The organism is Bacillus sp. SN1 (genome assembly GCF_002796895.1).
In the GTDB taxonomy this organism is placed as follows: domain Bacteria; phylum Bacillota; class Bacilli; order Bacillales; family Bacillaceae; genus Bacillus; species Bacillus inaquosorum.
Genome location: NZ_PHIE01000001.1, coordinates 925,359 through 951,427, shown reverse-complemented (window position 1 = coordinate 951,427; position 26,069 = coordinate 925,359). Strand labels below are relative to the sequence as shown.

The window sequence follows — 26,069 nt, the reverse complement described above, 5'->3', positions numbered from 1 at the left end:
TAAGACCGGGGTTTTTTTCAGCCTTAAAGTTGAAATGAGAGGGGAAAAAACATGAAGCATTTAACGACGATGAGCGAACTCAGTATTGAGGAAATCAAAGATTTGCTTCAAACAGCACAAGACCTAAAAAGCGGAAAAACAGACAATTGGCTTATGGGGAAATTTGCAGCGAACCTGTTTTTTGAACCGAGCACGAGAACGCGGTTCAGCTTTGAGGTCGCAGAAAAAAAGCTGGGTATGAATGTGCTCAACCTTGATGGAACAAGCACAAGCGTGCAAAAAGGCGAAACCTTATACGACACCATCCGGACGCTCGAATCAATTGGTGCGGACGTGTGCGTCATCAGGCACAGTGAGGATGAGTACTATAAAGAGCTTGTCAGCCAGGTGAATATCCCGATTCTTAATGCGGGAGACGGATGCGGCCAGCATCCGACACAATCACTGCTTGATTTAATGACGATTTATGAAGAGTTCAATACGTTCAAAGGGCTTACCATCTCCATTCACGGCGATATCAAGCACAGCAGAGTGGCTAGATCAAATGCAGAAGTTTTGACTAGACTAGGTGCCCGAGTCCTGTTTTCCGGTCCTACGGAATGGCAAGATGAAGAAAATACATTCGGCACATATGTCTCAATAGATGAAGCAGTTGAGTCTTCCGATGTCGTCATGCTGCTGCGCATTCAAAATGAAAGACATCAGTCCGCTGTCAGCCAAGACGGCTATTTAAACAAGTACGGTTTGACTGCAGAACGGGCTGAACGTATGAAGCAGCATGCGATCATTATGCATCCAGCTCCGGTAAACAGAGGAGTCGAGATTGATGACAGCTTAGTCGAAAGCGAAAAATCAAGAATCTTCAAGCAAATGCAAAATGGCGTATTTATCAGAATGGCAGTGATACAGCGTGCCTTACAAACCAATGTGAAAAGAGGAGAAGCAGCGTATGTCATATCTCATTAAAAACGGCTGGATACTTAACAAAAATGGTGAAAAAACAGAAGCGGATATTCGAGTGACAGGAGAAATCATCTCTGAAATCGGCAAGCTTGATGCAGCGGATGAAGAAACAGTAATTGATGCAAAAGGATTGCTTGTTTCACCTGGATTTGTTGATCTCCACGTACACTTCAGAGAGCCGGGCGGAGAGAAAAAAGAAACCATTGAAACCGGCGCAAAAGCAGCAGCGCGCGGCGGCTATACAACAGTAGCAGCAATGCCGAATACGCGGCCTGTTCCTGATACGAAGGAGCAGATGGAATGGGTGCAAAACCGTATTAAAGAAACATCATGCGTCAGAGTTCTTCCATATGCATCTATTACGATCAGACAAATCGGCGGTGAAATGACAAACTTTGAAGCTTTAAAAGAAGCCGGGGCATTTGCCTTCACAGATGACGGCGTCGGTATACAGACAGCAGGAATGATGTATGAAGCGATGAAACGGGCAGCTGCAATTGACAAAGCGATTGTTGCGCATTGCGAAGACAATTCCTTAATTTACGGAGGAAGCGTTCATGAGGGGGCATTCTCCAAAGCGAACGGGCTCAACGGCATTCCTTCTGTGTGTGAATCGGTCCATATTGCCCGCGATGTGTTGCTGGCTGAAGCGGCAAACTGCCATTACCATGTATGCCATATCAGCACGAAAGAGTCTGTCAGAGTCGTACGCGATGCGAAAAAAGCAGGAATCAAAGTGACAGCAGAAGTATCACCGCATCATTTGCTGCTTTGTGATGAGGACATTCCGGGGCTGGACACAAATTATAAAATGAATCCTCCGCTCCGCAGCGCAGAAGACAGAGCCGCTTTAATCGAAGGTCTTTTAGACGGAACAATTGATTTTATCGCAACAGACCATGCGCCGCATACAGAAGAAGAGAAAAACACAGACATGAAGCTGGCGCCATTCGGAATTGTCGGCTTAGAAACAGCGTTCCCGCTCCTATACACACACTTTGTCAAAAATGGCAGCTGGTCGCTGAAACAGCTGATTGACTACATGACAATCAAACCATGCGAAGCGTTCGGTCTCCCATACGGAACATTACAAACGGGGCAAGTCGCTGACATTACGTTAATCGATTTGGAAAAAGAAGCAGTTATAGACAAAGAGACATTTTTATCAAAAGGAAAAAATACACCATTCAACGGCATCAGCTGCACCGGCTGGCCGGTCGCTACAATTGCGGCAGGGAAGCTTGTTTATGAAGAAGGGAGACTTGTCAAATGAAGAGACGATTAGTACTGGAAAACGGAGCGGTATTCGAGGGAGAAGCCTTCGGAAGCTTAGAGCACAGCATGGGAGAAGTCGTTTTTAACACTGGGATGACAGGCTATCAGGAAATTTTATCTGATCCTTCTTACTGCGGGCAGATCGTAACATTAACGTACCCGCTTATCGGAAATTACGGCATTAACCGTGATGATTTTGAATCCATTACCCCTTTTGTGAAAGGGCTGATCATCAAAGAATTATGTGAACTGCCTTCAAACTGGCGTTCAGCATACACATTGGACGAATATTTAAAAATGAAAAACATTCCGGGACTGCAGGGAATTGATACGAGAAAGCTGACAAGAATGATTCGCACGGCAGGCGCGCTAAAAGGAACATTCGCTTCACCTGATGAAGATATCGAGGCAGTGCTGAAAAGACTGAACGAAACTGAACTGCCGAGAAATCAAGTATCCCAAGTATCAGCCAAAACAGCATATCCGAGCCCGGGAAGAGGCAAACGCATTGTCTTGGTTGACTTCGGCATGAAGCACGGAATTCTAAGAGAGTTGAACAAACGGAAATGTGACGTTATCGTTGTGCCTTACAACATTACAGCGGAAGAAGTGCTTCAGCTGAAACCGGACGGTATCATGCTTTCTAACGGACCTGGGGATCCAAAAGATGTGCCTGAAGCGATTGAAATGATTAAGGGTGTTCTCGGAAAAGTGCCATTATTCGGAATATGTCTTGGCCACCAATTATTCGCGCTGGCGTGCGGGGCGAATACTGAGAAAATGAAATTCGGCCACAGAGGCTCAAACCACCCGGTAAAAGAGCTGGCTACTGGAAAAGTCGCCTTAACATCGCAAAACCATGGCTATACAGTGTCATCCATCAACGAAACAGAACTGGAAGTGACACATATCGCAATTAATGACGATACGATTGAAGGGCTGAAGCATAAAACACTGCCGGCATTTACAGTTCAATACCATCCTGAAGCCTCGCCTGGTCCTGAGGATGCCAACCATCTATTTGACAGATTCATTGAAATGATCGAAACAACAGAGAAAGAAGGGGAAGCGGTATGCCAAAACGCGTAGACATTAACAAAATTTTAGTAATCGGATCCGGACCGATCATCATCGGCCAAGCAGCAGAATTTGACTATGCGGGAACGCAAGCCTGCCTTGCTTTGAAAGAAGAAGGCTATGAAGTCATCCTTGTCAACTCAAACCCTGCCACGATCATGACAGATACAGAAATGGCTGACCGGGTTTACATCGAACCGCTCACACCGGAATTCCTGACACGAATCATCAGAAAAGAACGCCCGGATGCTATTCTTCCCACTCTCGGAGGCCAAACCGGTTTGAATCTTGCGGTTGAGCTTTCAGAAAGAGGCGTCCTGGCAGAATGCGGCGTTGAAGTGCTTGGCACGAAACTGTCTGCGATTCAGCAGGCTGAAGACCGTGACTTGTTCAGAACACTGATGAATGAGCTGAATGAACCGGTGCCTGAAAGTGAGATCATCCACTCTCTCGAAGAAGCTGAAAACTTCGTCAGTCAAATTGGTTTCCCTGTCATTGTCCGCCCGGCATATACATTAGGCGGAACAGGCGGAGGCATTTGCTCGAATGAAACCGAACTGAAAGAAATTGTTGAGAACGGCTTAAAATTAAGCCCGGTGCATCAATGTCTGCTTGAAAAAAGCATCGCCGGCTATAAAGAAATCGAGTATGAAGTCATGAGAGACAGCCAGGATCACGCCATTGTCGTTTGTAACATGGAGAACATTGATCCAGTCGGAATCCACACTGGAGACAGTATTGTAGTCGCGCCGAGCCAAACGCTCAGCGACCGCGAATATCAGCTCTTGCGGAATGTATCGTTAAAACTGATTCGCGCTCTTGGAATCGAAGGCGGATGTAACGTACAGCTCGCTTTAGATCCGGACAGCTTCCAATACTACATTATTGAAGTAAACCCGCGTGTTAGCCGTTCATCTGCTCTTGCATCAAAAGCGACGGGATATCCGATTGCAAAGCTCGCTGCTAAAATCGCAGTCGGTCTTTCATTAGATGAAATGATGAACCCGGTGACAGGAAAAACATATGCAGCATTTGAACCGGCTCTTGACTATGTCGTATCCAAAATTCCGCGCTGGCCGTTTGATAAGTTTGAATCAGCAAACAGAAAGCTCGGCACGCAAATGAAAGCGACAGGAGAGGTCATGGCGATCGGCCGCACGCTTGAAGAGTCATTGCTGAAGGCTGTGCGTTCCCTGGAAGCGGATGTGTATCATCTGGAATTGAAAGACGCTGCTGACATTTCCGATGAGCTTCTTGAAAAACGAATTAAAAAGGCCGGTGACGAACGCTTATTCTACTTAGCTGAAGCATACAGAAGAGGCTACACGGTAGAAGAGCTCCATGAATTTTCCGCTATCGATGTCTTCTTCCTGCATAAGCTGTTCGGAATCGTACAGTTTGAAAAAGAATTGAAGGCACATGCTGGCGATACGGATGTGCTGAGACGGGCAAAAGAACTCGGATTCTCTGATAAGTACATCAGCCGTGAGTGGGAAATGAAAGAATCGGAGCTTTACAGCTTGAGAAAACAAGCGGGAATTGCGCCGGTTTTCAAAATGGTAGATACATGTGCGGCAGAATTTGAATCAGAAACGCCATACTTCTACAGCACATACGAAGAAGAAAATGAGTCTGTCGTTACGGATAAGAAAAGTGTGATCGTGCTTGGTTCCGGTCCGATTCGAATCGGCCAGGGTGTTGAGTTCGACTACGCGACTGTTCACTCTGTGTGGGCCATTAAACAAGCAGGCTATGAAGCCATTATTGTCAATAACAACCCGGAAACCGTTTCAACAGATTTCAGCATCTCAGACAAACTGTACTTTGAGCCGCTTACAATTGAAGATGTCATGCATATCATTGACCTCGAACAGCCGGTGGGCGTTGTCGTACAATTCGGCGGACAAACTGCCATTAACCTGGCTGACGAGCTTTCTGCACGCGGAGTCAAAATCCTTGGGACTTCATTAGAAGATTTAGACCGCGCGGAAGACCGGGATAAATTTGAACAAGCGCTTGGAGAACTTGGCGTTCCGCAGCCGCTTGGCAAAACAGCGACATCAGTTGATCAGGCGGTAAGCATCGCGAGTGACATCGGCTATCCGGTACTGGTGCGCCCTTCCTATGTACTAGGCGGCCGGGCGATGGAGATTGTTTATCATGAGGAAGAACTGCTTCATTACATGAAAAACGCAGTCAAAATCAATCCGCAGCACCCAGTATTAATTGACAGATACTTAACTGGGAAAGAAATTGAAGTGGATGCAGTATCTGATGGTGAAACAGTTGTAATCCCGGGAATTATGGAGCACATTGAACGTGCGGGCGTTCACTCTGGAGACTCAATCGCTGTTTATCCGCCTCAGTCTCTCACAGAGGACATTAAGAAAAAAATTGAACAGTACACGATCGCACTAGCGAAAGGGCTGAACATTGTCGGTTTGCTCAATATTCAATTCGTCTTGTCAAAAGGCGAAGTGTACGTGCTCGAAGTGAATCCGAGATCAAGCAGAACCGTACCGTTCTTAAGCAAAATTACAGGTATCCCAATGGCGAATCTCGCAACCAAAATCATTCTCGGTCAAAAGCTGGCTGCGTTTGGCTATACAGAGGGCCTTCAGCCTGAACAGCAAGGTGTATTTGTAAAAGCACCGGTCTTCTCCTTTGCGAAGCTGAGAAGAGTGGACATTACGTTAGGGCCTGAAATGAAATCAACAGGTGAGGTCATGGGTAAAGATTCTACCCTTGAAAAGGCGCTCTATAAAGCCCTGATTGCTTCAGGCATTCAAATCCCTAACTACGGTTCCGTGCTTTTAACAGTGGCTGACAAAGACAAAGAAGAAGGGCTGGCCATCGCTAAGCGGTTCCATGCGATCGGCTACAACATTTTAGCCACGGAAGGAACGGCAGGTTACCTGAAAGAAGCTTCAATTCCAGCGAAGGTCGTCGGAAAAATCGGCCAGGACGGCCCGAACTTGCTTGATGTGATCAGAAACGGAGAAGCGCAGTTTGTCATCAATACGCTGACAAAAGGAAAGCAGCCTGCACGAGACGGATTTAGAATCAGACGTGAATCAGTAGAAAACGGTGTTGCCTGCTTAACATCTTTAGATACGGCAGAAGCGATATTGCGAGTGCTGGAAAGCATGACATTCCGTGCTGATCAAATGCCGGCAGTCAATACAAATCAGGAGGCGGCAGTCACTATATGAAAAAAGCGTATTTGACAGTATGTTCTAACCAGCAAATTGCAGACCGGGTGTATCAAATGGTTCTGAAAGGGGAGCTTGTCCAAGGGTTTACAACCCCGGGACAGTTCCTTCATCTTAAAGTGAGCGAAGCGGTTACGCCTCTTTTGAGAAGGCCGATCAGCATCGCCGACGTCAACTTTGAAAAAAATGAAGTGACCATCATTTATCGAGTAGATGGGGAAGGAACAAGACTCTTGTCGCTAAAGCAGCAGGGAGAGCTTGTGGATGTCCTCGGGCCTTTGGGAAATGGCTTTCCAGTCAATGAAGTCCAACCCGGAAAGACGGCTTTGCTGGTAGGAGGCGGTGTAGGTGTGCCGCCTCTCCAAGAGCTGTCGAAACGCTTGAACGAAAAAGGGATCAAGGTCATACACGTTTTAGGATTTCAATCAGCAAAGGATGTTTTTTACGAAGAAGAGTGCCGGCAGTACGGAGACACGTATGTGGCAACAGCTGACGGAAGCTATGGGGAAACCGGGTTTGTTACAAATGTAATTAAACAGAAAAATCTAGAGTTTGACATTCTCCTCAGCTGCGGGCCGACACCGATGCTGAAGGCGTTAAAACAGGAATATGCCCATAAAGAAGTCTACCTGTCTATGGAGGAACGAATGGGCTGCGGAATCGGCGCATGCTTCGCGTGTGTGTGCCATACAAACGAAAGTGAGACATCCTACGTAAAAGTATGTCTCGACGGGCCTGTATTTAAAGCTCAGGAGGTGGCGCTGTAATGCTAGAGGTGAAATTACCCGGGCTTGATTTGAAAAATCCGATCATTCCTGCATCAGGCTGCTTCGGTTTCGGAAAAGAGTTTGCGCGTTTTTATGATTTGTCTTGTCTCGGAGCAATCATGATCAAAGCTACGACAAAAGAGCCTCGCTTCGGGAATCCGACCCCAAGGGTAGCTGAGACTGGCGCTGGAATGCTCAATGCGATCGGTCTGCAAAATCCGGGGCTGGAAAGCGTCTTGCAAAATGAGCTGCCGTGGCTTGAGCAGTTTGATACGCCGATCATTGCCAATGTCGCAGGCTCTCAAGTCGAGGATTATGTTGAAGTCGCGAAGCATATCAGCAAAGCGCCTAATGTTCATGCACTTGAATTGAACATTTCCTGCCCGAATGTGAAAACAGGCGGAATCGCTTTTGGCACGAACCCTGAAATGGCTGCCGATTTGACGAAAGCGGTTAAAGAGGTTTCAGATGTGCCCGTTTATGTGAAGCTTTCCCCGAACGTGGCAAATATCACAGAAATTGCATCAGCGATCGAAGAGGCGGGAGCGGATGGTCTTACGATGATCAACACATTAATCGGCATGAGGCTCGATTTAAAATCAGGCAAGCCGATATTAGCGAATAAAACAGGGGGACTTTCCGGCCCTGCTGTGAAGCCGGTTGCCATTCGCATGGTGTATGAAGTCAGCCAGGCTGTCAATATCCCGATTATCGGTATGGGAGGCGTGCAGAAGGCTGAAGATGCACTGGAGTTTCTTCTCGCGGGAGCAAGCGCGGTCGCAGTCGGAACAGCAAACTTTGTGAATCCTTTTGCATGTCCAGACATCATTGAACAGCTCCCTGCTGTTTTGCGCCAATACGGCTATCAATCAATTGAAGAATGCATCGGAAGGAGCTGGAATCATGAAAAACAACCTGCCCATCATCGCGCTTGATTTTGCATCAGTTGAAGAAACACTTGCATTCTTAGCGTCTTTTCAGCAAGAACCGTTATTTGTAAAGGTTGGAATGGAGCTTTTTTATCAAGAAGGGCCATCCATAGTTAAACAACTAAAAGAAAGAAATTGCGAACTGTTTTTAGATTTAAAACTTCATGACATCCCGACCACTGTAAACAAAGCGATGAAGCGCCTTGCCGGTCTCGGAGTAGACCTCGTCAATGTTCATGCGGCCGGGGGCAAAAAAATGATGCAAGCAGCTCTGGAAGGTTTAGAAGAAGGTACGCCGGCTGGAAAAAAACGCCCGTCACTTATCGCGGTAACCCAGCTGACAAGCACATCTGAACAAATGATGAAAGATGAACTGCTGATCCAAAAGCCTCTGATCGACACGGTTGTGCACTACAGCAAACTGGCGGAAGAAAGCGGACTGGATGGAGTGGTCTGCTCTGTTCATGAAGCAAAAGCCATTTACCAAGCGGTTTCGCCTTCATTTCTGACTGTCACTCCGGGGATCAGGATGTCAGAGGACGCTGCGAATGACCAGATCCGCGTAGCAACACCTGCAATTGCAAGAGAGAAAGGTTCATCAGCGATTGTGGTAGGACGCTCGATTACAAAAGCGGCAGACCCGGTAAAAGCCTATGAAGCTGTCAGACTCGAATGGGAGGGAATCAAACAATGAAACAAATCATCGCAAAACATCTATTAGACATCCAAGCTGTATTTTTACGCCCAAACGCACCATTTACATGGGCAAGCGGCATTTTATCGCCAATCTACTGTGACAACCGCCTTACACTATCTTTCCCGGAGGTCAGAAATGATGTCGCCACAGGCATCAGCAAGCTTGTCGAAGAGCATTTTCCTGAAGCTGAAATGATTGCGGGAACAGCAACAGCCGGTATTCCTCATGCTGCACTGGCGGCTGACCGTTTGAATCTTCCGATGTGTTATGTGAGAAGCAAGCCGAAAGCGCACGGAAAAGGCAATCAGATTGAGGGAGCTGTTCAAAAAGGCCAAAAAACGGTCGTCATTGAAGACTTAATCTCCACAGGAGGCAGCGTGCTTGAAGCTGCGGCAGCTTTACAAGCGGCTGGCTGTGAGGTGCTTGGGGTTGTCTCAATCTTTACGTACGGGCTTCCTAAAGCGCAGGAAGCGTTTGCGAAGGCAGAGCTGCCATACTACTCATTAACTGATTATGATACGCTGACAGAGGTCGCGCTTGAAAACGGAAATATTCATTCGGACGATCTAAAAAAGCTGCAAACGTGGAAGCTAAATCCCGAGTCAAAAGATTGGTTTAAAAAATAAAAAATAAATTCCGGTGATGCACAGGGGCTTCAAAGCCTTGCTGTGCGTGAAAACAGGCCTAGAGGCCTGTTTTTTTATTAATCCTATAAAAAAAGTCGGGTTGACTTATGTTAGAATTGTGCTAAAATTTACTACAAATCTAAAAACTTATCAAGAGCGGCTGAGGGACTGGACCTATGAAGCCCGGCAACCTGCACAGTGTGTAAGGTGCTACTTCCAGCAAAATGAATTCCATTTTGAAAGATAAGGGCTACATGCTGTTCCTGTCTTTCTTTCCGCCGGATTGAAAGTTTTTTATTTTAAGAGGAAAAAAGGCTGTTTGCGATAACAGCAGCCGCACCACATTACAATTGGGAAAAGACAACCGGCAGAAAGCTACTGTTTGTTTGTCTCCGAAAGGAGGAAAGAAGAAATGTTAACGTACGATAATTGGGAGGAACCAACGATTACATTTCCGGAAGACGATCCTTATAAAGGAGCGCTGTCAGTTTTAAAGTGGGCATACGGCCATTACGGCAATCAGCTTGTTTATGCCTGCAGTTTCGGAATTGAGGGAATCGTTCTGATTGACTTAATTTATAAAGTGAAAAAAGACGCAGAGATTGTGTTTCTTGATACAGGACTTCATTTTAAAGAAACCTATGAAACGATTAAGCGAGTGAAAGAGCGTTATCCGGGTCTTAATATCATCCTGAAAAAGCCAGATCTTACCCTTGAGGAGCAAGCCGAAGAATATGGTGAAAAACTGTGGGAAAGAGAGCCGAATCAGTGCTGCTATCTTAGAAAGGTTGTTCCTTTAAGAGAGGCGCTTTCAGGGCATCCGGCCTGGCTTTCCGGTCTGCGCCGCGATCAAGGGCCAAGCCGTGCCAATACGAATTTCTTAAACAAAGATGAAAAATTCAAATCAGTAAAAGTATGTCCGCTTATCCATTGGACTTGGAAAGACATTTGGAGATACACATCCCGGAATGAGCTGGACTACAACCCGCTTCATGACCAAGGATATCCAAGCATTGGCTGCGCACCTTGTACGGCTCCTGCTTTTACCGCAGAGGATTTACGCTCAGGCAGATGGAATGGTATGGCGAAAACAGAATGCGGATTGCATGAATAAGGAGCTGCAAAATGGAACTAGCCGCTATTTTATTTAGCTTGTTTTTCGCGATGAATATCGGTGCAAGCGGCGCTGCAGCTTCGATGGGAGTTGCTTACGGCTCTGGAGCCATCAAAAAGAAAACCTACGCTTTGATCATATGTGCAGTCGGTGTGCTGGCCGGGGCGGTCATTGGCGGGGGCGAGGTTGTAAAAACCATCAGCTCCGGCATTATCCCTGAGCAGACGATTACACTGACGATTGTTTGCATCATTATTGGAGCCGCTGCGCTGTCGCTCTTTACGGCTAATCTGCTCGGCATTCCATTGTCGACAAGTGAAGTAACAGTCGGCGCGGTTGTCGGAGTGGGAGTGGCTTACAAAGTATTGTTTGTGAACAATCTTCTGGTCATTGTGACGTTTTGGGTTTTTGTCCCGCTGTTTGCTTTCGGCTTCACCTATTTTGTTTCAAAGCTGTTTAGCTATTTTAAGATTGAAATTAAGTCTTCTAAAAAGCAAAAAGTCCTTGGCATTGTTTTGTTAGTTGCCGGATTTTTTGAAGCGTTCTCTGCCGGCATGAACAACGTGGCGAATGCCGTTGGCCCATTAGTAGCTGCCGGTGTGCTTGATGTCGCGAAAGGAACCTTGTACGGGGGAGTTTTTGTCTCCCTTGGCGCACTGTTATTAGGCCGGCGGGTGTTAGAAACAAACGGGAAGAAAATTACGAGATTCTCAAAAGGAGAAGGCATTCTCTTATCTGGTACAGGAGCCGGACTGGTGATCATCAGTTCTGTATTTGGGATGCCGGTGCCTCTGGCGCAAGTCACGTCATCGTCTATTATCGGAATAGGCATGGCAAAAAACGGTCCGAATGTGTTCCATAAACAAGTTGTTCAAACGATGCTGAAGGTATGGATCGTATCGCCGTTTTTATCTTTATCGATTTCTTATCTGCTTGTATCCTTGTTTTTAAAAGAGGATTATTATTCAATCTTTATCATGGTAAGCGTGCTTTTAGCGGCGGGCGGTGCCATCAGCCTGACGAAGGCCATTCGTAAAGAGAGACGCTCTGTCCACGAACAAGGCGGGGGAATCTGATCATTAATCTGAGTTATTTTATATGTTAACTAGGAGGAAATGGATATTATGAGCTTAGCACCACACGGAGGAACATTAGTAAACAGAGTAGATGAATCATATGATGTGAGCAGCATTCAAAAAGAAATTGAACTTGATTTAATTTCTTTCGCGGATTTGGAATTAATCGGAATTGGCGCATACAGCCCGATCGAAGGCTTCTTTAATGAAAAAGATTACGTATCTGTTGTCGAAAACATGCGTCTTTCTTCCAGCGTTGTCTGGTCCCTTCCAATCACACTTCCGGTCGATGCGCAAAAAGCAGCGGAACTGTCAGTCGGTGAAACGGTAAAGCTAACGTATGAAGGAGAAACATACGGCGTGATCCAAATCGAAGACCTGTACGTGCCTGACAAACAAAAAGAAGCTGTCAATGTGTACAAAACGGATGAGCAGGAGCATCCGGGTGTTAAAAAGCTGTTCGGCCGCGGCGATACATATGTCGGCGGACCGATCACATTGATTAAAAAAGCTTCAAAACAGTTCCCTGAGTTTACGTTTGAACCAGCGGAAACAAGACACCAGTTTGCGGAAAAAGGCTGGGAAACCATTGTCGGATTCCAAACAAGAAATCCTGTTCACAGAGCGCATGAATACATTCAAAAAACGGCTCTTGAAACAGTAGACGGCTTGTTCTTAAACCCGCTGGTAGGCGAAACAAAATCTGATGACATCCCAGCCGATGTGCGCATGGAAAGCTACCAAGTGCTTCTAGACAATTACTATCCGAAAGACCGCGTGTTCCTTGGCGTCTTCTTAGCGGCGATGCGTTATGCAGGACCAAGAGAAGCGATTTTCCACGCGCTTGTCAGAAAAAACTATGGCTGCACGCATTTTATCGTCGGCCGCGATCACGCAGGTGTAGGTGACTATTACGGAACATACGAGGCACAGGAGCTGTTTGACACATTTAAACCTGAAGAACTCGGAATTACACCGCTGAAATTCGAGCACAGCTTCTTCTGCGAAAAATGCGGAAATATGGGAACAGCGAAAACTTGCCCTCACGGCAGAGAGCATCACGTCATCTTATCAGGCACTAAGGTAAGAGGCATGCTGAGAGACGGTGTGCTGCCTCCTGCAGAATTCAGCCGCGCAGAAGTCGTAGAAGTGTTAATCAGAGGTATGAAGAAAAAAGAAGAAGCAGGCGTATCTTAAGGAGGACTGGCAGTGACAAATCGCGATATCGTATGGCATGAAGCCTCTATTACAAAAGAAGAGTATCAGCAAAAAAACAAGCACAAAAGCTCCATTCTCTGGCTGACAGGGTTAAGCGGTTCAGGTAAATCAACGATTGCCAATGCAGCTGCGAGAGAATTGTTTGAACAGGGCTACCAAGTGATTGTGCTGGACGGGGATAATATCCGTCACGGCTTAAATAAGGACCTTGGTTTTTCTGATGAAGACCGAAAAGAAAACATCCGCCGAATCGGAGAGGTGGCAAAGCTTTTTGTTCAGCAGGGCACCATTGTGATTACTGCTTTTATCTCTCCTTTCCGCGAGGACAGAGAACAGGTTCGCCAGCTTGTGGAAGCAGGCGAATTCAATGAGGTATACATTAAATGCGACCTCGATATTTGTGAACAAAGAGATCCGAAAGGGCTCTACAAAAAAGCAAGAAACGGGGAAATTCCGTTCTTTACAGGAATTGATTCTCCTTATGAAGAGCCGGAAGCACCGGAGCTCGTTCTTGATTCAGGACAGCATGACCGTGAAGAGTGTAAAAACCAGCTGATCGAGTTTGTCAAACAAAAATTGAGCTAAATATGATCTGCTGTGTTCTTCTCAGATGTTGAAATGCAAGCGAGAACAACATCACAGCGAATGTTCTGGAAGAACTCGAATAGATCGGGGGAAATACGATGGGGAAAGTATATATTGTAGGAGCGGGTCCCGGAGACCCTGATCTGCTGACAATTAAAGCGCTGAAAGCCATTGAAAAAGCTGATGTCATCTTATATGACAGATTAGTAAATAAAGAGATTTTACAACATGCCAAAGAGCAAGCAGACCTGATCTACTGCGGGAAGCTTCCAGATTTTCATACGATGAAACAAGAAACCATCAATCGATTTCTTGTGAAGTATGCACAAAAAGGGAAAACCGTTGTCAGACTGAAGGGCGGAGACCCATTTGTGTTCGGCAGAGGAGGGGAAGAAGCGGAATGCCTCTCTGAAAACGGAATTCCGTTTGAAATCATCCCCGGCATTACGTCAGGAATCGCGGCAGCCGCTTATGCCGGGATTCCTGTTACTCATCGGGATGCGGGCTCTAACGTCGCTTTTGTAACGGGTCATTATAAAAAAGAAGAAGATTTTGAGGAAAAGTGGAAAGCGCTGGCTACAGGAATTGATACACTTGTCATCTATATGGGTATCAAAAACGTACAGCAGATTGAAAGAAAACTCCTTGAAAACGGCCGGGACGGTTCTACGCCAGCAGCCTTTATTCACTGGGGAACAACGGACAAGCAAAAATCTGTTTTTTGTACAGTTGAAACCCTTTCAGAAACAGTGATAAAAGAAGATATTAAAAATCCGAGTTTAATTGTCATTGGAAATGTTGTAAATTATCACTATAAGCTGGATTGGTTTGAATCTGAACTGAAAAAACAAGATTTAAGCGAGGCGTTGTAAAAATGAAACAAGCGATTTTATATGTCGGTCACGGCAGCCGGGTAAAAAAGGCGCAGCAAGAAGCCGCAGCCTTTTTGGAAGGATGCAAGGCGCACGTCTCTGCGCCTGTACAGGAAATCAGCTTTTTGGAGCTTCAGGAGCCGACAATTGAGACAGGGTTTGAAGCATGTGTGAAGCAAGGCGCCACTCATATCGCAGTGGTGCCTCTGCTTCTTTTAACAGCTGCACATGCAAAACATGATATTCCGGAAGAAATTGTGCGTGCAGCATCGCGATATCCTTCAGTCCGCATTTCATACGGAAAGCCGATCGGGATTGACGAAGAAGTAGTCAAAGCAGTATATCACCGAATAAAAGATATAGGTGTTCCGTATGAAAATGCCAGAGTCGTGCTCATCGGGAGGGGCAGTTCAGATCCCGCTGTAAAAAGAGACGTAACCGGCATTGCCAATCTTCTTCAACAGATGATTCCGGTCAAGGAAGTCATCCCGTGCTTTTTGACAGCATGCGGCCCGAATTATAAAGAGATTTTTTCAGAGCTTAAAAAAGATGACGGCATGACAACCTTTATTGTTCCCTATTTGCTCTTTACAGGTATGCTGATGAATGAAATAGAACGAGAGGTTCAGAAATTAAAAGCTGAAAATCCGAATGTCTACCTCTCTTCCTATATCGGTTTCCACCCCCATGTGAAAAACGCATTTTTAAACCGTGTGAGAGAAACTGCCGCAAACCCTGATGGTCAATTTGATTTTGACGGAGGTTCATATGCTTCCGCTGCACATTAGTCTGGAAAAGAAAAAGGTTGTCATTGCGGGGGGCGGCAGTATTGCTCTCAGAAGGCTGAAAACGGTGCTTTCTGAGGGAGCTGATATTACGCTTGTCAGTCCGGATGTTGAACTGGAAATCAAGCAAATGGCAGACAATCGCCGCATCAGATGGATCAGCCGCACGATTGAAAAAGAAGATTGTCTCGATGCTTTTTTGATTATTGCCGCGACAGATAATGCGGCAGTAAACAAGGAAATTGCTCAAACCGCTTTGCCTTTCCAGCTTGTCAATTGTGTCAGTGACGCTGAGCTTGGCAACGTGTACATACCGAAAATCGTAAAAAGAGGGCATGTTACGGTGTCTGTTTCTACAAACGGAGCCAGTCCAAAGCATACAAAGGAACTGGCTGAAAAAGTGGATGAGCTGATTGACGGCGACTTTGTCGCTGAAGTTGACAGGCTTTATCATGTAAGACGAAAGAAATAAGCCAGAGCATACAATGCTCTGGCTTTTCTTTATGCGGCTCAGCTTTTTTTCAGCTTGATGACAGTATCAGCATCAGGTGTGACAAAAACGGTATGCTGGCTGTCGTAGGTGACGAAGCCGGGCTTCGCGCCGTTCGGTTTTTTGACATGCCTGATTTTTGTATAATCTACAGGCACTGAACTTGAAACTTTGGCTTTTGAAAAATAAGCTGCAATTGTCGCAGCTTCAATGATTGTTTGCTCATCCGGTTCGCTGCTTCTGATCACAACGTGGGAGCCTGGAATATCCTTCGTGTGAAGCCAAATATCGTCTCTGGCTGCCGCTCTTGTCGTTAAATATTCATTTTGGCGGTTGTTTTTACCCACTAAAATCGTTAAGCCCGAAGAGGATTCATATGTTTCTAAAACCGGGTTGTGCGGTTTTTGTTTTTTCTGTCCTTTTTGCTGCTTAGGGCGTAAATATTTGCCCTCCACGAGCTCCTCCCTGATTTCGCTGATATCTCGAGGAGAAGCGGACGAAAGCTGCTGAATCAGCTGATCAAAGTATTCGATCTCCTCCTGTGCAAGCCTGATTTGCTCTTCGACAACTGCGACCGAATTTTTCGCTTTCTGATACTTCGTGAAGTAGGCCTGTGCGTTTTCAGAAGGCGTTTTGTTCGGGTTTAACGGTATCGTGATTGTCGGACTTTCTTCATCGTAATAGTTGATGACCTCAGCCTGTTTATCACCTTTTTTCAGCATGTATAAATTAGCAGTTAAAAGCTCCCCGTATAGCTGAAATTCCTTCGCGTTTTCCGAATACTCCAGTGTTTTCTCTAATTTTTTGATTTTGTTGGCATTCTTCTTCCGTTCATTGACAACAAACCGTTCAAGATCCTGAGCCTGCTGCTTAACCCGGTCTCGTTCAGCTTTTCCGAAATAAAAACGGTCGAGCAGCTCGCTTAATGAATCAAACCGGCGCGCTTCACCTTTTAGATGAGTCAGCTCCAGCAGATAAAAATATTCCTTTCCGTTTACAGTTGTAATGTTGGGAATGAAGCGGTGTTCTTTTACTTCCGTAAACAGCTCCAGCAGCGCTTTTGGCAGTGTGACTTTGTTGGCAAGCCCCGCTCTGTGAACCGCTTCTTTAGCAAAGAGTGGAGACACACCTGAAAAGTGGTCGACAATTTGTTTGTCCAGCCGTCCTTCTTGAAAACTGAGATGACGTAAAATATCGTCTTCTGTCGCCTCAAGCGGCGAGATTTTGTCCTGGGCCGGCGGAAGCTTATAATCGTAGCCAGGCAGTACGGTACGGTAGCTGTTCATTGACGGCGATAAATGCTTAAGTCCGTCGATGATCACATTTTCTGCTCCGTCTGTCAAAATGATATTGCTGTGGCGGCCCATAATTTCTACATAAAGCTTTCGAACGGTTTCATCGCCAATTTCGTTCCGGCTTTTGATATGAAAAATCATAATGCGGTCTAAGCCCGCTTGTTCAATTTTCTCAATGAATCCGCCTTCGATATGCTTTCTCAGCAGCATGCAAAACATTGGCGGTTCGCTTGGGTTTTCATAAGCTTGCGTCGTGATGTGCACCCGTGAATAGCTCGGGTGAGCGGATAGTAATAGTTTTTGGTTTTTTCCATTAGCACGGATGTGAAAAATCACATCGTGCTTATATGGCTGATGGACTTTCGTAATTCGCCCGCCCATCATTTTCTCATTAAGTTCGTGTGTCATTCCGTATGTAAACATGCCATCAAACGACATATGCAATACACCCTCTCATTCTTCCTGCATTCGATAATTATAGCATGAAATGGGACGAGTCAGAATAAGCATGCTTATAGAGTGATATCTCTATAAGAGAGCAGGGGAGTGGACGAGCGGAATGAAGTTTCATGAAATGGGACAAACAGATTTACTAGAGGCAACCAATACGTCCATGAAACAAGGATTAACAGAAAAAGAGGTGAAAAAACGCCTCGACAAGCATGGACCAAACGAGCTGCAAGAAGGGAAAAAAACATCAGCGCTTCTCTTGTTTTTGGCGCAGTTCAAAGATTTTATGGTGCTTGTGCTTCTGGCGGCAACGTTAATCTCAGGATTTCTTGGTGAATATGTAGACGCGGTTGCGATTATTGCGATTGTGTTGGTGAATGGCATACTCGGTTTCTTTCAAGAAAGGCGTGCTGAGCAATCTCTACAGGCTTTAAAAGAGCTTTCAACACCGCATGTCATGGCGCTCAGGGAAGGAAGCTGGACAAAGATTCCTTCTAAGGAACTTGTGCCGGGTGATATTGTGAAATTTACAAGCGGGGACAGGATTGGCGCGGACGTTCGAATTGTCGAAGCGAAAAGCCTTGAAATAGAAGAATCAGCGCTGACCGGGGAATCAATCCCGGTAGTGAAGCATGCAGATAAATTGAAAAAACCGGATGTTTCCCTCGGTGATATTACGAATATGGCATTTATGGGAACCATTGTGACCCGCGGCAGCGGTGTCGGGGTCGTTGTCGGCACAGGAATGAATACGGCAATGGGGAAAATTGCCGACATGCTTGAATCAGCAGGGACACTGTCAACCCCGCTGCAAAGAAGACTTGAGCAGCTCGGGAAGATTTTAATTGTTGTTGCCTTGCTTTTGACCGTACTTGTCGTCGCTGTCGGTGTCATTCAGGGGCACGATCTGTACAGCATGTTTTTAGCGGGTGTGTCGTTAGCAGTCGCCGCAATTCCAGAGGGGCTCCCGGCGATTGTGACAGTGGCGCTGTCGCTAGGCGTACAGCGGATGATTAAGCAAAAATCAATCGTACGAAAGCTTCCCGCGGTTGAGACGCTTGGGTGTGCGTCTATCATTTGTTCAGATAAGACAGGGACAATGACGCAAAACAAAATGACGGTGACACATGTCTGGTCCGGAGGAAAAACATGGAGAGTAACAGGGGCCGGCTATGAACCGAAAGGAAGCTTCACACTGAACGAAAAAGAGATCAGTGTGAATGAGCATACGCCGCTTCAGCAGATGCTGCTGTTCGGAGCACTTTGTAACAACTCCAATATTGAAAAAAGAGACGGCGAATATGTGCTTGACGGAGATCCAACAGAGGGAGCGCTGCTCACCGCGGCAAGAAAAGGCGGTTTTTCAAAGGAGTTTGTTGAATCTCATTACCGGATGATTGAAGAGTTTCCGTTTGATTCTGCACGGAAAATGATGACTGTCATTGTCGAGGATCAGGACAGAAAGCGGTATATCATTACAAAAGGTGCACCGGATGTGCTGATGCAGCGCTCTTCCCGTATTTTTTATGACGGCTCAGCGGCGCTTTTCTCAACTGAGAGAAAAGCAGAAACAGAGGCGGTATTAAGACATTTGGCATCCCAGGCGCTCAGAACGATAGCGGTTGCCTACAGACCGCTAAAAGCAGGTGAAACACCGTCTATGGAGCAGGCGGAAAAAGATTTGACGATGCTCGGTCTTTCGGGCATCATCGATCCGCCGCGGCCGGAAGTCAGACAGGCGATTAAAGAATGCCGTGAAGCGGGAATTAAGACCGTCATGATTACAGGCGATCATGTGGAGACTGCTAAAGCGATAGCGAAAGACTTGCGCCTCCTCCCGAAAAGCGGCAAAATCATGGACGGCAAGATGCTGAATGAACTTTCTCAAGAAGAGCTTTCTCATGTAGTGGAGGATGTGTATGTATTTGCCCGCGTTTCTCCTGAGCATAAACTGAAAATCGTGAAAGCCTACCAGGAGAACGGGCATATTGTGGCGATGACGGGAGACGGCGTCAATGACGCCCCGGCCATTAAACAGGCTGACATCGGAATCTCTATGGGTGTTACCGGGACAGATGTGGCCAAAGAAGCGTCATCCCTTGTTCTCGTGGATGATAATTTTGCGACGATCAAATCAGCGATAAAAGAGGGCAGAAACATCTATGAAAATATCAGAAAGTTTATCAGATACCTGTTGGCTTCTAACGTAGGAGAAATTCTTGTCATGCTGTTTGCGATGCTGCTCGCCCTTCCGTTGCCGCTCGTGCCGATTCAGATTTTATGGGTCAACTTGGTGACCGACGGATTGCCGGCAATGGCGCTCGGCATGGATCAGCCGGAAGGAGACGTGATGAAGCGGAAGCCGCGTCATCCGAAAGAAGGAGTGTTTGCCCGCAAGCTTGGATGGAAGGTCGTCTCCAGAGGATTTTTGATAGGAGCTGCCACCATTTTAGCGTTTATCATTGTGTATCACCGGAATCCGGAGAATTTGGCTTATGCCCAGACGATCGCGTTTGCCACATTAGTGCTGGCTCAGCTTATTCACGTTTTTGACTGTCGCAGCGAGACCTCTGTTTTTTCCAGAAATCCGTTTGAAAATCTGTACTTAATCGGCGCAGTATTGTCATCAATTTTGCTGATGCTGGTCGTGATCTACTATCCGCCGCTTCAGCCGATTTTCCATACAGTTGCCATCACGCCGGGAGACTGGATGCTCGTCATCGGCATGTCCGCCATTCCTACTTTTTTGCTGGCTGGGTCACTTTTGACAAGAAAAAAATAAATTCATATGATATAATCTTAGGGGTAATAGCATGTCTATTGCCCTTTTATTATAGAACAGGGAAGAATTGGGTGTTTTAAAATGATACGAAGTATGACAGGCTTCGGCAGTGCAAGCAAAACACAAGATGATCTCTCTGTAAGCGTTGAACTTAAATCTGTGAACTACAGATTTAAAGAAGTGAACGCTCGTTTGCCAAGGCCTTTGCTATATTTTGAAGATAAGCTGAAACAGACCATTCTGCAGCATATCCATCGCGGAAGAATTGAACTTTTCGTATCCGTTGACAGCGATATGCTTGTTGAGAAAAGGCTTGAAATTGATTGGCCGCTGCTCGATGAGTTTGTCGCAGCTGCGAGAGATATGAAGAAGCGGTATCAATTGTCTGCAGAACCTGATGTAATGGATTTCTTCAAGCTTGACCATGTCGTTCAGATTCATGAAGAACAGACGCAAAATGACAAGCTGGAGGCGTTAATCACCGCTGCTGCAGAGGAAGCGGTAAAAGGGCTCTGTGAAATGCGTGAAAAAGAGGGGCTGCTTTTAGCAAAAGACTGCCTGCTGCACATTGATCAGCTTGAAGAGCTGGTGAAAGAGACTGAATTGCTGGCAGCGGATGTCGTATCTCGTTACCGGGAACGGCTGTACGCCAGAATAAAAGAATGGACTGAAGACGTGTTAGACGAGAGCCGGCTTGTAACAGAATGCGCTATTTTTGCAGACCGCTCTGATATCACTGAAGAGATTACCAGGCTGAAGAGCCACTTCGCCCAGTTTCGTGATATATTAGCTGGAGGCGGAGCTGTCGGGCGCAAACTCGACTTTCTCGTTCAGGAGCTGAATCGGGAAGCAAATACAATCGGCTCAAAAGCAAATGATCATCAGATCACAAAGCTTGTCGTCGAAATGAAAAGTTCTATTGAAAAAATAAAAGAACAAGTGCAAAATATAGAATAGTGACTGTGCGTATTGTTTACAGACGGTCTTACTAGGCTAAACTAGAGACGTCTATTTTACAGGGGGAACGTAGAAGATGACGATTAAACTGATTAATATCGGATTTGGCAATATTATCTCCGCCAATCGGATGATTTCGATTGTCAGCCCGGAGTCTGCGCCAATCAAACGGATGATCCAGGATGCAAGAGACCGCGGAATGCTAATTGACGCTACATACGGGCGAAGAACCCGTGCAGTTGTCGTCATGGATAGTGATCACATTATCTTATCTGCCGTCCAGCCTGAGACAGTTGCACACAGACTTTCTGTTAAAGAAGAAATTATGGATGAAGGGCAGGGATAATTGCCGCATGAAAGAAAGAGGGTTATTAATCGTTCTCTCAGGTCCCTCAGGAGTTGGTAAAGGAACGGTTCGGCAAGCGATTTTTTCGCAGGAAGACACAAAATTTGAATATTCGATTTCAGTAACCACAAGAAGTCCGCGGGAGGGCGAAGTGAACGGAGTCGATTATTTTTTCAAAACGAGAGAAGAATTCGAGCAAATGATTGCAGACAACAAGCTGCTTGAATGGGCAGAGTATGTCGGCAATTACTACGGCACGCCTGTCGATTATGTTGAACAGACGCTTCAAGAAGGAAAAGACGTCTTTTTAGAAATCGAAGTTCAAGGCGCTCTTCAAGTGAGAAATGCTTTCCCGGAAGGCCTGTTTATTTTCCTTGCGCCTCCAAGCCTTTCTGAACTGAAGAACAGAATCGTGACAAGAGGAACGGAAACAGACGCTCTGATTGAAAATCGAATGAAAGCCGCAAAAGCTGAGATCGAAATGATGGATGCTTATGATTATGTCGTTGAAAACGATAATGTCGAAACGGCTTGCGATAAAATCAAAGCAATCGTTCTCGCTGAACATTTGAAGCGCGAGCGCGTTGCGCCAAGATATAAGAAAATGCTGGAGGTTGAATAACCAATGTTAGATCCGTCAATTGATTCTTTAATGAATAAATTAGATTCCAAATACACGCTCGTGACTGTTTCTGCGAGACGTGCCCGAGAAATGCAAATCAAAAAAGACCAAATGATTGAACATACGATTTCACACAAATATGTAGGCAAAGCTTTAGAAGAAATTGATGCAGGCCTGCTTTCGTTTGAAAAGGAAGACCGCGAATAGTAGCACAAGTAGCAACCTATATCATGTAGGTTGTTATTTTTTTCCGTGCGGTTTTTGTAAAGTGCAGAGGGGGAGAAGTCATTGCTTAACAATCGAAATGTGTTACTTTGCGTGAGCGGAGGCATCGCTGTTTATAAAGCCTGTGCGTTAACGAGCAAGCTGGTTCAGGCAGGAGCAAATGTCAAAGTGATTATGACTGAATCAGCATGCCGATTCGTTTCACCGCTGACATTTCAGGCATTGAGCCGCCATGAAGTCTATACAGATACATTTAAAGAACAAAATCCAAGCGTCATTTCTCATATTGATGCCGCAGACTGGGCCGACTTGGTTATCGTGGCGCCGGCTACGGCCAATGTGATTGGAAAACTGGCAAACGGCATTGCTGATGATATGCTGACGACAACATTGTTAGCAGCAACGGCTCCCGTTTGGATCGCGCCGGCGATGAACGTTCACATGTACGACCACCCGGCAGTCAAACGAAATATTTCTGTTCTTTATCAGGATGGTTTTCGTTTTATTGAGCCGAGCGAGGGCTATTTAGCATGCGGTTATGTAGGAAAAGGCAGATTGGAAGAGCCTGAAAATATCGTGAAGCTAGCCGAAAAGCATTTTGCTGACGAAAAAATCGCTCCTTTGGAGGGCAAACGTGTGGTCATTACAGCTGGCCCGACAAGGGAAGAGGTTGATCCTGTCCGATTTTTCACCAATAAATCAACGGGCAAAATGGGATATGCATTAGCGGAGGCTGCTGCCCAGCTCGGCGCACAGGTAACCTTAATTTCTGGCCCTGTTTCGCTGGATCAGCCGAAAGGCATTTCTCAGTTTATCCCTGTTCAATCGGCTGCGGATATGCGCGAAGCGGTGTTCTCTGTGTATGACGCAAGCGATATTGTCATCAAAACAGCTGCAGTAGCCGATTTTACGCCGAAAACAGTGTTTGACCATAAAATGAAAAAACAAGACGGCGGGATGACCCTTGAATTAAAAAGAACGGTTGATATTTTGAAAGAATTGGGCGAGAAAAAGCAGGAGCAGCTATTGGTCGGATTTGCCGCTGAAACACAAGACGTTGAACACTATGCCCGTAAAAAGCTCACCGCCAAAAATCTTGATATGATTGTGGCAAATGACGTGAAAGCAAATGGGGCCGGTTTTGGTGCTGATACGAATATCGTGACAATCTTCTTCAAAGACGGGCGCAAACGCGAGCTGCCGATGATGTCTAAGCTCGATGTTTCTTTTGAAATCCTTCAGGAGATCGCAGCCCTCTTAACACAAACCGGAGAGCGCCCATGAATTTTGCCGAAGTCATCGTTGATGTCAGCACCAAAAATATAGACAGGCCTTTTGATTACAAAATCCCAGACCATCTCAAGGGCATGATCAAAACGGGCATGCGGGTCATTGTTCCGTTTGGCCCCCGTAAAATTCAAGGATTTGTGACAGCTGTCAAAGAAGCATCTGATCTCTCGGGGAAGTCTGTCAAGAAAGTAGAGGATTTATTAGATCTTACACCTGTTTTGACAGAGGAGCTTATGAATCTGTCATCATGGCTGTCCGACAAAACGCTGTCTTTTAAAATAACGGCGCTTCAAGCGATGCTGCCTGCTGCATTAAAGGCGAAATATGAGAAAGAATTAAAAATCGCACACGGCGCCGATCTTCCGCCTCAAGTGGAACGGCTGTTTTCTGAAACAAAGACTCTGCTGTATTCGGATATACCCGATCACGATACGCTGAAAATGATTCAAAAGCATGTTCAAAAAGGCAGCATTGACGTGACGTATAAAGTCGCGCAAAAAGCCAATAAAAAAATGGTCAGGCACATTCAGGCAAATGCGAGTAAAGAAGAGCTTGCCAAGCAGGCTGAGGGATTATCCCGCCAAGCAGCAAAGCAGCAGGCAATTCTTCACTTTTTCATCGCTGAGCCGGAAGGGGTGAAAATCCCTGCGGCGGAATTGTGCAACAAAACGGATGCGAGCTCTGCGACCATCAAAACCCTGATCCAAAAGGGGCTTTTGAAGGAAAGTTATGAAGAGGTTTACAGAGATCCCTATCAGGACAAAATGTTCAAAAAAACAGAACCGCTCCCGCTGACAGACGAACAGAGCGCTGCCTTTGAGCCAATACGTCAGACCTTGGACAACGATGAGCATAAAGTGTTCCTTCTTCACGGCGTGACAGGAAGCGGAAAAACAGAAATTTATCTGCAATCGATTGAAAAAGTACTGGCGAAAGGAAAAGAAGCCATCGTCCTCGTACCGGAAATCTCGCTGACGCCGCAGATGGTCAATCGCTTCAAGGGCCGTTTCGGCTCTCAGGTTGCAGTCATGCACAGCGGATTATCCACAGGGGAAAAATATGACGAGTGGCGCAAAATCCACCGGAAGGAAGTGCGGCTTGTCGTCGGCGCCAGATCGGCTATTTTTGCTCCATTTGAAAATCTCGGCATGATTATCATCGATGAAGAGCATGAATCCTCTTATAAACAAGAAGAAATGCCGCGCTATCATGCGAAAGAGGTGGCAATCAAGCGGGCTGAGCATCACAGCTGTCCTGTTGTGTTAGGCAGTGCTACCCCAACATTAGAGTCATATGCACGGGCGCAAAAGGGTGTGTACGAGCTTCTTTCGCTGAAGCATCGCGTTAACCGCCAGGTGATGCCTGAGGTTTCCCTTGTCGATATGAGAGAGGAGCTCAGAAACGGCAATCGCTCGATGTTTTCAATTGAATTGATGGAAAAGCTTGAAGAAACGATTGCCAAGGGTGAGCAGGCCGTGCTGTTTTTAAATAAAAGGGGCTATTCTTCCTTTGTGATGTGCAGGGATTGCGGATATGTCCCGCAATGCCCGCACTGCGACATTTCCATGACGTACCATCGTTACGGCCAAAGGCTGAAATGCCATTATTGCGGACATGAGGAGCCTGTTCCGCATACTTGTCCCGAATGCACAAGCGAGCATATTCGTTTTTTCGGAACGGGAACACAGCGGGTGGAGGAAGAGCTGACAAAAGTTCTGCCAAATGCGAGAGTGATTCGGATGGATGTTGACACGACATCGCGGAAAGGCGCCCATGAAAAACTATTGTCAGCTTTCGGAGAAGGAAAAGCGGATATTCTTCTCGGAACGCAAATGATCGCGAAAGGGCTTGATTTTCCGAATGTCACACTTGTCGGAGTGTTAAGTGCCGATACCACACTTCATATTCCTGATTTCAGATCGGCCGAAAAAACATTTCAGCTGTTAACGCAAGTCAGCGGCCGGGCAGGCAGGCATGAAAAGCCCGGCCATGTCATCATTCAAACGTACACACCATCCCATTACAGCATCCAGCTGACGAAGACGCACGATTATGAAACGTTCTATCAGCACGAAATGGCGCACAGGAGAGAGCAATCCTATCCGCCCTATTACTTTTTGGCTCTTGTGACTGTTTCTCATGAGGAAGTGGCGAAAGCAGCTGTTACGGCTGAAAAAATCGCTCACTTTTTGAAAGTAAACTGCGGAGCTGATACGAAAATTCTCGGGCCAAGCGCGTCGCCGATAGCCAGGATCAAAGATAGATATCGCTATCAATGCGTGATAAAATACAAACAGGAAACCCAGTTATCCACTTTGTTGAAGAAGATACTGGAACATTATAAACGCGAAATTGAACAAAAGCATGTAATGATTTCAATTGATATGAATCCTTATATGATGATGTAAGATCTCAC

The 26,069-nt window shown here is 46.1% G+C and carries 23 protein-coding genes and 1 riboswitch; of the genes, 22 read left to right on the top strand and 1 reads right to left on the bottom strand.

Translation table 11 applies throughout. The annotated features are described in order from the left end of the window. The first annotated feature begins 51 nt into the window (after positions 1 to 51). The 15 genes from CVV77_RS04560 to sirC all read left to right on the top strand — a co-directional run bounded on the left by CVV77_RS04560 (position 52) and on the right by sirC (position 15,668). Positions 52 to 966: an aspartate carbamoyltransferase catalytic subunit gene (locus CVV77_RS04560; protein ID WP_100274737.1), complete on the top strand. Its 915-nt coding sequence runs from the start codon at positions 52 to 54 to the stop codon at positions 964 to 966. Next, on the top strand, positions 950 to 2,236 hold the full coding sequence (locus tag CVV77_RS04555) for a dihydroorotase (RefSeq protein WP_100274736.1): 1,287 nt from the start codon (positions 950 to 952) through the stop codon (positions 2,234 to 2,236). Before CVV77_RS04560 ends, CVV77_RS04555 begins: the two co-directional genes overlap by 17 nt. Beyond that, positions 2,233 to 3,327 (top strand): carbamoyl phosphate synthase small subunit, encoded by a 1,095-nt coding sequence (locus CVV77_RS04550; RefSeq protein WP_019258354.1) that lies wholly within the window; start codon positions 2,233 to 2,235, stop codon positions 3,325 to 3,327. Before CVV77_RS04555 ends, CVV77_RS04550 begins: the two co-directional genes overlap by 4 nt. After that, positions 3,312 to 6,527 (top strand): carbamoyl-phosphate synthase (glutamine-hydrolyzing) large subunit, encoded by a 3,216-nt coding sequence (carB, locus tag CVV77_RS04545; RefSeq protein ID WP_003238652.1) that lies wholly within the window; start codon positions 3,312 to 3,314, stop codon positions 6,525 to 6,527. The genes CVV77_RS04550 and carB overlap by 16 nt, the downstream gene beginning before the upstream one ends. After that, positions 6,524 to 7,294, top strand: coding sequence for a dihydroorotate oxidase B electron transfer subunit (pyrK, locus tag CVV77_RS04540; protein WP_100274735.1), 771 nt, complete (start codon positions 6,524 to 6,526; stop codon positions 7,292 to 7,294). Before carB ends, pyrK begins: the two co-directional genes overlap by 4 nt. Then, the gene (locus CVV77_RS04535) at positions 7,294 to 8,229 is read left to right on the top strand and encodes a dihydroorotate dehydrogenase (protein WP_100274734.1); all 936 of its coding nucleotides are present in this window, start codon (positions 7,294 to 7,296) and stop codon (positions 8,227 to 8,229) included. Before pyrK ends, CVV77_RS04535 begins: the two co-directional genes overlap by 1 nt. Next, positions 8,198 to 8,917, top strand: coding sequence for an orotidine-5'-phosphate decarboxylase (gene pyrF / locus CVV77_RS04530; protein WP_100274733.1), 720 nt, complete (start codon positions 8,198 to 8,200; stop codon positions 8,915 to 8,917). The genes CVV77_RS04535 and pyrF overlap by 32 nt, the downstream gene beginning before the upstream one ends. After that, positions 8,914 to 9,546, top strand: coding sequence for an orotate phosphoribosyltransferase (gene pyrE / locus CVV77_RS04525; RefSeq protein ID WP_284438272.1), 633 nt, complete (start codon positions 8,914 to 8,916; stop codon positions 9,544 to 9,546). The genes pyrF and pyrE overlap by 4 nt, the downstream gene beginning before the upstream one ends. A 144-nt stretch (positions 9,547 to 9,690) precedes the next feature. Then, positions 9,691 to 9,796: riboswitch (SAM riboswitch) on the top strand. A 162-nt stretch (positions 9,797 to 9,958) separates the two neighbouring features. Further along, positions 9,959 to 10,660, top strand: coding sequence for a phosphoadenylyl-sulfate reductase (locus tag CVV77_RS04520; protein WP_100274731.1), 702 nt, complete (start codon positions 9,959 to 9,961; stop codon positions 10,658 to 10,660). An 11-nt stretch (positions 10,661 to 10,671) separates the two neighbouring features. Further along, positions 10,672 to 11,736: a sulfate permease gene (cysP, locus tag CVV77_RS04515; protein ID WP_100274730.1), complete on the top strand. Its 1,065-nt coding sequence runs from the start codon at positions 10,672 to 10,674 to the stop codon at positions 11,734 to 11,736. Between the two features lie 48 nt (positions 11,737 to 11,784). After that, positions 11,785 to 12,933, top strand: coding sequence for a sulfate adenylyltransferase (gene sat / locus CVV77_RS04510; protein ID WP_100274729.1), 1,149 nt, complete (start codon positions 11,785 to 11,787; stop codon positions 12,931 to 12,933). A gap of 12 nt (positions 12,934 to 12,945) precedes the next feature. After that, on the top strand, positions 12,946 to 13,539 hold the full coding sequence (gene cysC, locus CVV77_RS04505; RefSeq protein ID WP_003238641.1) for an adenylyl-sulfate kinase: 594 nt from the start codon (positions 12,946 to 12,948) through the stop codon (positions 13,537 to 13,539). A gap of 98 nt (positions 13,540 to 13,637) precedes the next feature. Next, positions 13,638 to 14,411: a uroporphyrinogen-III C-methyltransferase gene (gene cobA / locus CVV77_RS04500; protein WP_100274728.1), complete on the top strand. Its 774-nt coding sequence runs from the start codon at positions 13,638 to 13,640 to the stop codon at positions 14,409 to 14,411. A 2-nt stretch (positions 14,412 to 14,413) separates the two neighbouring features. Continuing rightward, entirely contained in the window at positions 14,414 to 15,199 is a 786-nt protein-coding gene (gene sirB, locus CVV77_RS04495; protein ID WP_100274727.1) for a sirohydrochlorin chelatase, read from the top strand. Continuing rightward, entirely contained in the window at positions 15,180 to 15,668 is a 489-nt protein-coding gene (sirC, locus tag CVV77_RS04490; protein ID WP_019258362.1) for a precorrin-2 dehydrogenase, read from the top strand. The genes sirB and sirC overlap by 20 nt, the downstream gene beginning before the upstream one ends. 38 nt (positions 15,669 to 15,706) lie before the next feature. Here the strand turns inward: sirC and rqcH are convergent, their stop codons facing one another. Then, a complete protein-coding gene (gene rqcH / locus CVV77_RS04485; protein ID WP_181280830.1) occupies positions 15,707 to 17,419 on the bottom strand; it encodes a tRNA modification protein RqcH in 1,713 nt (570 codons plus the stop codon). A gap of 121 nt (positions 17,420 to 17,540) precedes the next feature. Here rqcH and CVV77_RS04480 point away from each other — a divergent pair, with 121 nt between their 5' ends. The 7 genes from CVV77_RS04480 to priA all read left to right on the top strand — a co-directional run bounded on the left by CVV77_RS04480 (position 17,541) and on the right by priA (position 26,061). Beyond that, positions 17,541 to 20,213: a calcium-translocating P-type ATPase, SERCA-type gene (locus CVV77_RS04480; RefSeq protein ID WP_100274725.1), complete on the top strand. Its 2,673-nt coding sequence runs from the start codon at positions 17,541 to 17,543 to the stop codon at positions 20,211 to 20,213. 81 nt (positions 20,214 to 20,294) lie between these two features. After that, a complete protein-coding gene (locus tag CVV77_RS04475) occupies positions 20,295 to 21,170 on the top strand; it encodes a YicC/YloC family endoribonuclease (protein WP_019258365.1) in 876 nt (291 codons plus the stop codon). A 76-nt stretch (positions 21,171 to 21,246) separates the two neighbouring features. Beyond that, positions 21,247 to 21,516, top strand: coding sequence for an extracellular matrix/biofilm regulator RemA (gene remA, locus CVV77_RS04470; protein ID WP_003154355.1), 270 nt, complete (start codon positions 21,247 to 21,249; stop codon positions 21,514 to 21,516). A 7-nt stretch (positions 21,517 to 21,523) separates the two neighbouring features. Beyond that, positions 21,524 to 22,138 carry a guanylate kinase gene (gene gmk, locus CVV77_RS04465; protein WP_100275139.1) on the top strand — a complete coding sequence of 205 codons (615 nt, stop codon included), beginning with the start codon at positions 21,524 to 21,526 and terminating at the stop codon, positions 22,136 to 22,138. A 3-nt stretch (positions 22,139 to 22,141) separates the two neighbouring features. Further along, on the top strand, positions 22,142 to 22,345 hold the full coding sequence (rpoZ, locus tag CVV77_RS04460; RefSeq protein ID WP_003221520.1) for a DNA-directed RNA polymerase subunit omega: 204 nt from the start codon (positions 22,142 to 22,144) through the stop codon (positions 22,343 to 22,345). A gap of 81 nt (positions 22,346 to 22,426) precedes the next feature. Beyond that, positions 22,427 to 23,647, top strand: a complete 1,221-nt coding sequence (gene coaBC, locus CVV77_RS04455; protein WP_100274724.1) for a bifunctional phosphopantothenoylcysteine decarboxylase/phosphopantothenate--cysteine ligase CoaBC — start codon at positions 22,427 to 22,429, stop codon at positions 23,645 to 23,647. Then, positions 23,644 to 26,061 carry a primosomal protein N' gene (gene priA / locus CVV77_RS04450; protein WP_100274723.1) on the top strand — a complete coding sequence of 806 codons (2,418 nt, stop codon included), beginning with the start codon at positions 23,644 to 23,646 and terminating at the stop codon, positions 26,059 to 26,061. Before coaBC ends, priA begins: the two co-directional genes overlap by 4 nt. Positions 26,062 to 26,069 lie beyond the last annotated feature (8 nt).